Here is an 11,330-nt window from a genome sequence, read left to right on the forward strand (position 1 = left end):
TGGTTGCACCTTGAAGATAATTATTTTTGAGGACAAACAATGAAAAAACCCCGCCTTTTTTAGACGGGGTTTTGTTTTTTAGGCTTTTTAGACAGCCTCTTACACCTTTATAGTAAACATACGATACCCCATGGATTTGCATAATTATCAAATACTACACAGGTTTACAATACATTATAACCAATAATCACGTTCAATGATAAAAAATGGCACAGTTATTGAAATATTCTTGAAAACTTTTTTTTCATACTACTTTTAGCCCTACATAGCCCCCCATTATGTAGGGCTATTTCTTTTTAGACATGTTAGAGAAGATTGACAACGTTCTAAAAACCTATTGATCAATAGAAGATTGACCACTTTAGAAGATTGTGGCCGTATCTATTCCATTCAAATCTCATTAAAAAAATACAGCTAAGCATTCTGAAAAAACACTACAACAAAATACAATGTGATTCTTCTACTGAATTCTAATCCAGATTATGCATTAGCAAAGTAAAATAGCTTTCTACTCTATTACAGACCCCAGATCCTTACTTGCTATATCTCCCTCTAAATGAAAAGTAAGTTCATCACACAGAATAACCTTTTCATTTCTAAACTTAAAATAAGCAATCACCTTAATCGTACTCACATTGCCATTGGCATCTACGACAGATACCAAATGATTTGTAAACGCCTCATCCCCCTGCTCTACGCATGAGATTATTTTTACTTCAAGAGACTTCGTTTTATTTTTTAGAGCTTTCATGTGTTGACAAAACATTTCATAATCGAGTTTTTTTCCATCAACATATTGCACGTAATCCCTATCAAAATACCTCCCTATAATCTGCTCATCAAAAACAGGATTATCAAGAATGTCTTTAAAGTTTTGTTCAATTAATTGCTTCTTTGTCATAATTATATCTTTTAATATTATACAAGCAAAGTAAAGCACAAACACATTATACTGACGATAACAATTGTTAAGAAATAACTTACCTTCTATTTCTTATTCGACTCAAAGACACTGCTGTGATTCCAAGGTAAGAAGCAATATAATGCTGAGGAACTCGCTGTAATAACTCTGGAGATAAGGTTTGAAGTTGCTTATAGCGCTCTTCTGGCGAATACTTTATACGCGAAAGAAAAAGTCGCTGGTAAGCAAGCATTCGATTGATAATGTAGTCTTGAAATGCAATTTTGAGCGATTGATTATCAGATAAAATACTTTCAAAAACCTCTTTCTCAATCCAATATATTTCTGTTTCTTCGATTGTTTCGACACTATACGCACTTGGTTCTCCTGTCCAAAAACTCTCAAAAGAAGATATTAAACTTCCTTCAAACATAAATTGAAAAGTAACCTCCTCACCGTCTTTGTCTAAAAACATGCGCAAGCCACCCTTTTTAATCAAACCAATGCGATTGGCAATCATCCCTTCTTTTAAAACAATTACTTTACACTTATACGACTCCCTCGAAGATTCAGTAAAAAAAGCTTCTAACATTAACATAAGTAGAATTTTAACATTGTAAAGTTAGTGCACAATGTGATTAAAAATCAAATATTTACATATAAACATTAAAATTAATCACATAAAACCGAGATTTTCATCATTGCAAATCTTGTGAGTTTAGATATTTTTTTAGATATTTTTAACCAATTAAATAATTTAAAAAAACTACAAAATGCTTGAAACATTAGATCCAACAATTATTACCTTCACAATCTATCTCGTCTTAGTATTGGGTATAGGTGTAATTGCCTATTTACGCACAAAAGACTTTTCAGACTATATATTAGGAGGCCGAAGCTTTGGTCCTCTTGTAACCGCTTTATCCGCAGGAGCATCAGACATGTCAGGCTGGTTACTGATGGGATTACCAGGAGCGATATTCGCAAAAGGTTTATCACAGAGTTGGATAGCTATCGGCTTGATTATCGGAGCTTATTACAACTGGAAATTAGTAGCGGGAAGATTGCGTATACATACAGAGATTAATAATAATGCCTTAACTCTTCCAGATTTCTTTAACAATCGTTTTGGCAAGGATGGAAGATTGGTAAAAACAGTATCAGCTATAACGATATTAATTTTCTTTACTATATACTGTGCTTCAGGTATGGTAGCTGGAGCAAGACTCTTCGAAACACTATTCCACATGGAATACCTTAATGCTTTATACCTTGGGGCATTAGCAACGATAGCTTATACTTTCATCGGTGGTTTCTTAGCAGTTAGTTGGAGTGATACGATTCAAGCTAGTTTAATGCTGTTCGCTTTGATTCTAACTCCAGTAATGATTATAATGTACATGGGAGGTTGGGATGCTATCACTGCATATACGGCAGAAGCAGCAATTGCAACGAATATATCTTATTCGAGTTTGACTCATAATGTTAGTTTCATCGCTATCATTAGTGCCGCAGCTTGGGGGTTAGGATACTTTGGACAACCACACATCTTAGCGCGATTCATGGCAGCAGATAGCGTAAAAACAATGAAGAATGCAAGACGCATAGGAATGTCTTGGATGATTCTGTGCTTAGGTGGAGCAGTAACAATTGGTTACCTTGGTATTAGTTATTACTACAAACATACTGATATAGCTGCTGTAGTTACTAAAGATAACGAAATGATTTTTATAGAGTTAATCAAACAACTATTTAGTCCATGGGTAGTTGGTATTCTATTATCGGCAATCTTAGCAGCTGTGATGAGTACGCTAAGTGCTCAACTACTTATGTCTTCAAGTACGCTAACTCAAGACTTCTACAAAGCTTATTTCAGAAGAAGTGCAAGTCAAAAAGAACTTGTATGGACAGGAAGATTTGCTGTTTTATTAATTGCTTTAATTGCCATTTTTATTGCCTACGATCCTGATAGCAAAATATTAGCATTAGTATCACATGCTTGGGCTGGCTTTGGAGCTGCCTTTGGTCCAGCTATACTATTTACCTTATTTTGGCGAAAAACTACTGGTATGGGAGCTTTTGCTGGTGTATTAGTTGGAGCAGTTACGGTTATCTTATGGCCTATTTTATTTGGAAACACTTTATACGAAATTATACCAGGTTTTATTTTTAGTTCAATCGCTATTTATTTAACCTCTAATTACGGCAAAAAGGCACCTGCTGAAATGTTAGAGAAATTTGACACAGCAGACGCTATTTACCACAAGGAAAAGTAATTTTCTTATTATATTTCTCAAAACAGTAAGAGACTCTAAATTAGAGTCTCTTATTTTGTTTCATGCATTTTGTACAAGCAAGACAAAAACATACCTTTGCACCTCTGTACAAAAAGATTATGACTACTAAAGAACAACACCCTATATACAATAGACATTTTATTCTTGTTTGCTTAAGTTCACTCTTGTTTTCAGCAAGTTTCAACATGCTTATTCCTGAATTACCTGAATATCTTTCTAATTTAGGAGGAGCGGAATACAAAGGCTTAATTATTGGATTATTCACCATTACGGCTGGTATATCAAGGCCTTTTAGTGGTAAACTGACAGATAAAATAGGTAGAGTACCCATCATGGCTATTGGTTCTATCGTTTGTTTTATATGTAGTATGTTATACCCTATTCTAACAACTGTATCTGGTTTCTTATTTTTAAGGTTACTACATGGTTTTTCGACTGGTTTTAAACCTACTGCAACTGCAGCTTATGTAGCGGATATAGTCCCAAGAGAACGATGGGGTGAAGCTTTGGGATTACACGGAATTTCTTTTAGTACAGGTATGGCAATTGGTCCAGCAATCGGAAGCACAATCAAATTATATACTTCCATTGACTTTCTCTTTTATAGCTCTGCATTATTTGCTTTGTTGTCGATTTTGATTCTTTTAAATATGAAAGAAACCTTGCCTAAAAAAGAGAAGTTTTCCTTTTCACTTTTAAAAATGTCAAAACAAGATATCTTTGATATGGCTGTCTTCCCTGCTGCTTTAGTGACTTGTCTTTCCTATATAGCCTATGGAGTAATACTTACCTTAATTCCCGATTGGACAGAGCATTTGGGCCTTCAGAATAAGGGTATCTTCTTTATGATTTTCACACTCTCATCTTTGTTAGTGCGATTTGTTGCAGGTAAAGTGTCTGACAAGTACGGCAGAGTCTTGATTATTAATATTGGCTTAGTACTGCTTATAGTATCCTTGATCTGTATAGGTTTCCTTGAGAATGTTACAGGTTTATACACTGGGGCATTTATTTATGGTATTTCATTAGGTATATTATCTCCAGCTTTAAATGCTTGGACTATTGACTTTAGTAAACCAGATCAGCGTGGTAGAGCAGTTTCAACTATGTATATCGCCTTAGAGATAGGTGTTGGTGGAGGTGCATTTGCTGCTGGTTGGTACTATAAAGATATCATTAGCAATATTCCAATTATTATGTATTTGAGTGCTGGTATTATAGTCATTAGCTTACTCTATATGCTTTTGAGAAATAAGCTTCAGTTTAGCAATTAAGCTTAATTACCTTCGCTTTTACCTAAAATTATATCCACTTGGTGACGAAGTACAGGAACTACTTCATCTTCAAACCATTTGTTCTTTGCCTTCCAAATATTATTTCTTGGAGAAGGATGAGGCAATGGAAAATACGTTGGTAAATAATCGTGAAAATGATACACGTTCTCAGTTAAATTGCGAGAGCTATTCAGGTAGTAGTTTTGCGCATATTGCCCTACTAACAAAATCAATTTAGTTGACTTTAATTCGGTTAAAAGAAGAGGGTGCCAAGTAGGAGCACATACTTTCTTTGGAGGTAAATCCCCATTTTTTCCCTTACCAGGATAACAAAATCCCATAGGTATGATTGAGAAATTAGAAGTATTATAAAACTCGTCTTCCGTTACGCCTAACCATTTTCTCAATTGTTCACCACTTTTATCCTTAAAAGGTATCCCTGAATTGTGAACTTTCAAACCAGGTGCTTGTCCGATAATAATTATTTTTGAATCTACAGCAGACAGGACAATAGGATTAGCACCTAAAGGCAATTCGTCCTCGCAGATTTTACATTCTCTAATTCGACATAACAGCGTTTTAAAATCTTCCATAATCAATAGTCTTTTAAATTTCAGTCATATACTTCAAAGGCGTTTTCCCTGTATGCTTTTTAAAAAAATCTATAAAAGCACTATCAGAAGAAAACTGCAAAGCAAAAGCTACTTCGCTAATGCTCTTTCTCTCCGCTAACAATTCAATTGATCGAAATAGCCTCCACTGTAATCTCCAATCTTGGTAATTCATCCCTGTTTCCTTTTTGAATATACGGGAAATTGTTTTTTCACTTGCACCAACACTATTGGCTAATACACTCAAAAAAGGGGGAAGTTCCTTGTGTAGGACATACTTTTCTATTTGTGATTTAAGGCGATAATCTTCAGGGATTTTCAAAGTAAAGTCCTCGCTTTTTGCAAGTTCAAGTTCATCCCAAAATACCGACAACAAATTCTCTTGGCGCTGATCATAGGAAGTAAATTTCCAAAAACATATACGTTCAATAAGCTCCCGCAAGAGTGGATTCACGGCTATAACCTTTAGTCCTGAGTCAAGCTTATTAAAGTACTCACTTCGAATGTAAATTGAACGATAATCTACGACATTTCTAAAGGTAACCCTGTGTTTTACTGTTGGGGGAATGAACATCAATCTCGAAGGTGGCAAGATAACCTGTCTATCATCTGTTGTTAAAGTCATACACCCACTCGGAGCATAGAGTATCTGATAGTGGTGGTCATGATGGTGATAACCACTATCGTGCAAAACGAGATTCGATGCAATACCAACAACTGGTAAATCTATATCTTCTGCTTTAAAGTAATCAGTAGGTTCTAAGTAAGCCATTGTCCGATTATTATTATTTCTTGTATTTCTTATGTTATAAAGTTAGTCATTCTTTAAAGGATATTTGCAGAAAATTTATAAACAATGAAAACTAAATTAAGCATTGGCTTCATGATTGTACTTATGATGTTTCCGCAATTCGTTGAAACAATCTATAGCCCTGCGTTGCCGAGTCTTGCGGAATCGTTTAATATAACAGAAACTACAACCTTACTAACTATAAGTCTTTATTTCATAGCATTTGCGATTGGAGTAATATTCTGGGGAATTCAAAGTGATTATTTAGGAAGAAGAAAAGCGATGATATATGGATTGCTCACTTATTTTACAGCCTCTATTATCGCATTAATAGCTCCAAACTTTGAGGTTATTCTAATGGCCAGATTCTTAGCCGCTTTTGGAATTGCGGTGGGGTCAGTAGTTACCCAGATCATGATGAGAGATTGTTACACAGGAAAAGATTTAGCTAAAGTTTTTTCAATTATGGGAGTTGCTTTATCAGTTAGCCCTGTAATTGGACTACTCATAGGAGGGTTAACCTCGAAACACTTTGGCTATATGGGAGTATTCTCCCTATTAGCAATACTTTCGATACTATTAGTTAGCAAAGCTTTTGTAAGCTTACCTGAAACAAAACAAAACACAGATAAAGCAACGCTAAAAAACACATTGGAAGTAGCAAAGAGATTGTATAGTGATGCAACAATATGGAAATATGCCTTATTAGTAATGTCATATAATGTTTTACTATTTAGCTACTATTCATTTGCTCCCTTTATTTTTGAAAAGGCAGGCTATGATTCAACAATATACGGATATAGCGGTATAGTCTTAGCTATGGGTTCATTTATAGGAAGCTACATAAACAAAAAGGCAATTGAAAAAGGATATACATCCCTACAAATGATGAAATACGCCTCTATTATAGCTATAGCAAATGCAGGAATACTCTTTAGTATACAGAATACAATGTTCTTCTTATTGCCAATGCTACTCATAGTTGCTTCATTTGGAATTGCAATACCAAATATTTTAAGCCAAGCCTTAGCTAACTATAAAACGTCTATTGGAACTGCTGGTGCGTTATTTGGTCTACTCTATTATTTGCTAATTGGTACAGGATTATATATCAGTAGTATACTTCCAACATTAGCCATCGTACTTGTATTATTCTCAGTAATAGCAGTGCTAACAACATTTACATTAAAGAAACAATAAGAAAAAGAGGAAGTATTTCCTCTTTTTTGTTTTTATAATACTGGGATTAGAAAAGGAAATTCACTCTTTACTCCTTTTAACATATCCCATTCCTCTGGACGCTGGCCAGACTTCTTTAAAGTCATACTGCGTATATAGCTTGTAAGCTTCTCCATCCGCAATAAGGTTAACGTAACAAGAATCAGGAAGGTTACTTTTGATAAACACATCTAATTGGTGCATAATCACCTTTCCTAACCCCTTGCCTTGATGTGTAGGATGAACGCAAATATCAACAACTTGACAATGACAACCGCCATCTCCTACCAGTCGTCCCATCCCGATCACTTTATCATTATCTTCTGTATCGAGGATAACAACACTACACAGTGAGTTTGCCAACCCAATAGTTGCAGCCATCAAAGTTTTTGAAGACAACCCACACACCACTCTCAAATTTATATAATCATTAGCATCGGGAGTTTCATATTCTGCTTTATATCTCATCTCTAATCTATTTACTTGTTATAACAAAGATAGAAGTACCTTTAATATATCACAACAATCAAGAATAAGTTGCTATAATTAAGAGCATTATTTATACAAAAAGAGCATTAAGTAATTCAACCTAATGCTCTTTTAAATTATATTATTGACCTCAATTAAGAATCAGATTTGTCTGTGTCGTGACTCTTTAAACTCAATTGAATTTTTTCTACTGAGTTTCTGTACATTTTCAAAATGACACCTTGATAATCTTCTAAATCAATTGTATCGTTAACTTGGAACTCTTGGTCAGGATAGACCTCACCTAATAACCCCGCTAAAGTATCATAATGTTCACTCTCCTCAAATTTATAAGGAAGCAATCTGTTAATATCGGAGATATTGTAATGGGCTTGTACTAAGTATATACCCTCACCTGTTGTTTCTACTACAGGTTCCTCATTATCGTATTCATCTTGGATTTCACCAACTAATTCTTCCAAGATATCTTCCATTGTAACAATCCCAGTGAACTCTCCTACCTCATTGGTAGCAATAGCCATCTGAAGATGCTTTGCTTGGAATTGTTTAAGCACATTTTTAATCAATGCATTTTCGGAAATATAGATTGGTTCACGAAGTAAAGTTGCAATATCAGCTTTACCAGGATCTGTCATCATCGCTTTCATTAAATCCTTCGTGTAAATAACCCCCTTAATATTATCTAGCGAATCGTCAAATACAGGGTATCTTGAATAACCTTCATTAATGGCGTATTCAATAGCATCTTTTACAGAAGTCTCTATATCAATAGCTGAAACATTCTTTCTTAAAGTTTGAATATTGTTTACTCTCCTATCGTCAAAGTCAAACACATTTTGAATAAGTACTCTCTCTGTTTCCTCAATAGCTCCTCCTTCTTGACTTTCTGTAATAATCATTTTTAGTTCCTCCTCTGTGTGAATATCAGATCCATGAATAGGTGTAATTCCAAACAATCTAAGGATACCATTAGCTAAACCATTCATTAACCAAATAACAGGTCTAAAAACAAAATAGAAAATACGCAGAGGCAAAGCAACAGTAAAAGTTGTTTTTGTCGGAAAGTGAATAGCCATAGATTTAGGCGCTAACTCTCCAAAAACAATATGAAGGATAGTAATAATAGCAAATGCTAAAGGGAAGGAAATACTTTTAGCCAAAGTTGCATACTCTGGTCCAGTCATTCCAACTAATTCAAATACTTTTAAAATGACAGGAGTTAAAGAACTTTCTCCTACCCACCCTAATCCTAAAGAAGCAAGAGTAATTCCTAACTGAGTAGCAGCTAAATAGGCATCTAAATTCCCAACAATGCCTTTTGCAATACCTGCGACTTTAGAATTTAACTCTTGATGAACTTCAATTTGAGAAGTACGAACTTTCACAATAGCAAACTCTGCTGCTACGAAAAAACCGTTTAATAAAACTAAAAAAAGCGTAAGTAACAATTTACTTACAGAAATCTCATTGTCCACAATGCCAGCGCTAGCTAACATTGTGATGATCTGGGGGTATGTATCCATTTTTAAAATTCGAAAAGCCCACTTGTTAATGTCTTTTTAGGGGCCCTAAATAACCTTCTTTAAAGCATAAGCTATTTAGTAAGTCAAATGTAATAATTAATTCTGTATAATGTAAAAAAAGCAATGGCATTTTTTTTCAGATATAGAAGATACAGCCCTAATACAAAAGATTAGAGCTTAAAGTATATTAAATAATTAGCAAAAAAAAACTTATATACTAATTTAATTAGCATATAAGTAATTTCATTACATCGAATCTTTATCGAAATGGAATGGTAAAATATTAATGAGGGAAGGAGAATATCTCACTACTCCCTCTGCTCCCATAAAGAACATTTCTATAGGTTCTTTCTGTTTAGTTTCATATTCTAAAATACTCTGTCTACAAGCACCGCAAGGAGGAATAGGTTGGTCTGTCACTTTCAAATCAGACGATGCAGAAATAGCTAATTTTAATATTCTCTTACCTGGATGGATTGCATTTGCATAAAAAATAGCTGTGCGTTCTGCACATAAACCAGAAGGATAAGCAGCATTTTCTTGATTAGATCCTTGTACAATTGTGCCATCTTCTAAAAGCAAAGCGGCTCCCACTTTAAACTTAGAATACGGAGCGTACGCAGTTTTTCTAATTTCAATGGCTTTCTCCATTAAATTTCTGTCTTGCTCGTTTAACTCTTCTTTCGAATCATACTCCAGAAAAGTTGCTACAATTTCAACCTTTTTCATAAAAATATACTTGACTATATTAGACAAAAAAATCCAAACACAATGAACTTATTGTTGTTTGGATTGTATATACAAATATATCTATTTTTTTTAACCTTTTGGATAAGTTTTTCTACCTAAATCAAAAGTTAATGAAAAACGCAGTGTATTCTCTAAAGGATTATTAACTGATGACGTTGAAAACAAATACGATAAATCTACTGTAACCATATTGTATTTAAAACCTGCTCCTACTGTCGCAAACTGTCGAGCTCCTTTATCTTTACTTTCGTGGAAATAACCAGTTCGAAAAGCAAAGCGGTTATCGTACCAATACTCAGCTCCCATCGACCACATAACTTCTTTCATTTCTTCACTAAATCCATCTGGTGCATCTCCAAATGATTTAAAAACTCCCTTAAACCATCCGATGTCATTATAATCTCGTTTAGCTTCTTCGTCAAAAGCATTACGAGGAGGCGTAGGAACTAATAGTTTACTAACCTCTCCAGTAAGCGTAAGTGTATTATAAGAGTCGATGATAAAATCAAACCCTCCACCTAATTTTAATGTTGCTGGAATAAAAGAACCATTTGGTAAATCATCGTACTCAATCTTTGGTCCCAAATTTTGAATATTAAAACCAGCTCTCCAACGCCCATCAAAATTTGCAAACTGCATCACTCGAGACTCGTAGAAACCAGACACATCAACTGCGAAAGTACTCGCATTTGAATTACCTCCAACTTCATCAGGATATTTTAAATTTGAATTGATAAATCGACCAGCAACAGCCATCGAAAAATTGTCACTTAACTTCAAAGAATAAGAAACATCTATTGCAAATTCGTTAGGTTTACGATTAACTGGCATATCATCCATTTGTTGACGCATCTCAATATCTCCCATACCAAAATAACGCAAACTTGCTCCTACAGCACTTCGTTCATTATACTTATTGTAATATGTTAATTGCCCAAGTGACATTCCACTTGCAATTTTAGACATATAAGGAGTATAACTCATAGAAAAGGCTTGACTTTGTTCTGCAAAAGCATACTTTGCAGGGTTGTGTTGTTGAGAATAAGCATCAACAGAAGTTCCAACCCCCATATCTCCCATACCTGCTGATCGAGCATCGCTATTGATTGTTAAAAAAGGAACTCCGACTACGATTGGTCGGATATCTTGAGCTAACATATATTGACTCACTAAGCCAGCTAACAATATAAATGATATTTTTTTCATACACTTTTTAATAATGAACAGTACAAATATAATTTTTTTTACAAGATTTCAAATATTACTGTTTTCAGAAATCTCTTATTTCTTAATTATTTATTAATATTTTTAGTTTTAATTAACAAAAGACAAATCATTACTCACTTAATTATCACAACATAATAAACTTTAAATCCAATAAGTATAAATTTCTTTGTTTTTTCAACAAAATAATCAAGTAATTGTTAATTTATAAAAAACTAAATCTTTCAAAAACTTTAAATCGCATATTCGCAAC

Annotated in this window: 11 protein-coding genes; 3 read left to right on the plus strand and 8 right to left on the minus strand. The window is 34.1% G+C overall.

Annotated elements, in window-relative coordinates:
- Positions 1-508 precede the first annotated feature (508 nt).
- Positions 509-901: a nuclear transport factor 2 family protein gene (locus GOQ24_RS08790; protein ID WP_155093407.1), complete on the minus strand. Its 393-nt coding sequence runs from the start codon at positions 899-901 to the stop codon at positions 509-511.
- Positions 902-980: 79 nt separating this feature from the next.
- The gene (locus tag GOQ24_RS08795) at positions 981-1,499 is read right to left on the minus strand and encodes a Crp/Fnr family transcriptional regulator (protein WP_155093408.1); all 519 of its coding nucleotides are present in this window, start codon (positions 1,497-1,499) and stop codon (positions 981-983) included.
- A gap of 175 nt (positions 1,500-1,674) precedes the next feature.
- On the opposite strand from GOQ24_RS08795, the gene putP reads away from it, so the two are divergent.
- Positions 1,675-3,177: a sodium/proline symporter PutP gene (putP, locus tag GOQ24_RS08800; protein ID WP_155093409.1), complete on the plus strand. Its 1,503-nt coding sequence runs from the start codon at positions 1,675-1,677 to the stop codon at positions 3,175-3,177.
- A gap of 119 nt (positions 3,178-3,296) precedes the next feature.
- Entirely contained in the window at positions 3,297-4,472 is a 1,176-nt protein-coding gene (locus tag GOQ24_RS08805; protein WP_155093410.1) for an MFS transporter, read from the plus strand.
- Positions 4,473-4,474: 2 nt separating this feature from the next.
- Here the strand turns inward: GOQ24_RS08805 and GOQ24_RS08810 are convergent, their stop codons facing one another.
- Both GOQ24_RS08810 and GOQ24_RS08815 read right to left on the minus strand, forming a co-directional pair.
- Complete coding sequence (locus GOQ24_RS08810; RefSeq protein ID WP_155093411.1) at positions 4,475-5,065, minus strand: uracil-DNA glycosylase family protein; 591 nt, start codon at positions 5,063-5,065, stop codon at positions 4,475-4,477.
- Positions 5,066-5,078: 13 nt separating this feature from the next.
- Positions 5,079-5,855: an AraC family transcriptional regulator gene (locus GOQ24_RS08815; RefSeq protein ID WP_155093412.1), complete on the minus strand. Its 777-nt coding sequence runs from the start codon at positions 5,853-5,855 to the stop codon at positions 5,079-5,081.
- Positions 5,856-5,939: 84 nt separating this feature from the next.
- Between GOQ24_RS08815 and GOQ24_RS08820 the strand changes: the two genes are divergently transcribed.
- Positions 5,940-7,073 carry a Bcr/CflA family efflux MFS transporter gene (locus tag GOQ24_RS08820; protein WP_160339503.1) on the plus strand — a complete coding sequence of 378 codons (1,134 nt, stop codon included), beginning with the start codon at positions 5,940-5,942 and terminating at the stop codon, positions 7,071-7,073.
- Between the two features lie 60 nt (positions 7,074-7,133).
- Here GOQ24_RS08820 and GOQ24_RS08825 read toward each other — a convergent pair whose 3' ends face one another.
- From GOQ24_RS08825 to porV, 4 genes are all read right to left on the minus strand, one after another.
- Positions 7,134-7,559 carry a GNAT family N-acetyltransferase gene (locus GOQ24_RS08825; protein ID WP_155093025.1) on the minus strand — a complete coding sequence of 142 codons (426 nt, stop codon included), beginning with the start codon at positions 7,557-7,559 and terminating at the stop codon, positions 7,134-7,136.
- Between the two features lie 155 nt (positions 7,560-7,714).
- On the minus strand, positions 7,715-9,103 hold the full coding sequence (locus GOQ24_RS08830) for a hemolysin family protein (protein WP_155093026.1): 1,389 nt from the start codon (positions 9,101-9,103) through the stop codon (positions 7,715-7,717).
- A 246-nt stretch (positions 9,104-9,349) separates the two neighbouring features.
- Positions 9,350-9,832 (minus strand): cytidine deaminase, encoded by a 483-nt coding sequence (locus tag GOQ24_RS08835; protein ID WP_155093027.1) that lies wholly within the window; start codon positions 9,830-9,832, stop codon positions 9,350-9,352.
- Positions 9,833-9,922: 90 nt separating this feature from the next.
- Positions 9,923-11,059: a type IX secretion system outer membrane channel protein PorV gene (porV, locus tag GOQ24_RS08840; RefSeq protein ID WP_155093028.1), complete on the minus strand. Its 1,137-nt coding sequence runs from the start codon at positions 11,057-11,059 to the stop codon at positions 9,923-9,925.
- Positions 11,060-11,330 lie beyond the last annotated feature (271 nt).

Source organism: Myroides sp. LoEW2-1 (genome assembly GCF_009767705.1).
Lineage (GTDB): Bacteria > Bacteroidota > Bacteroidia > Flavobacteriales > Flavobacteriaceae > Flavobacterium > Flavobacterium album_A.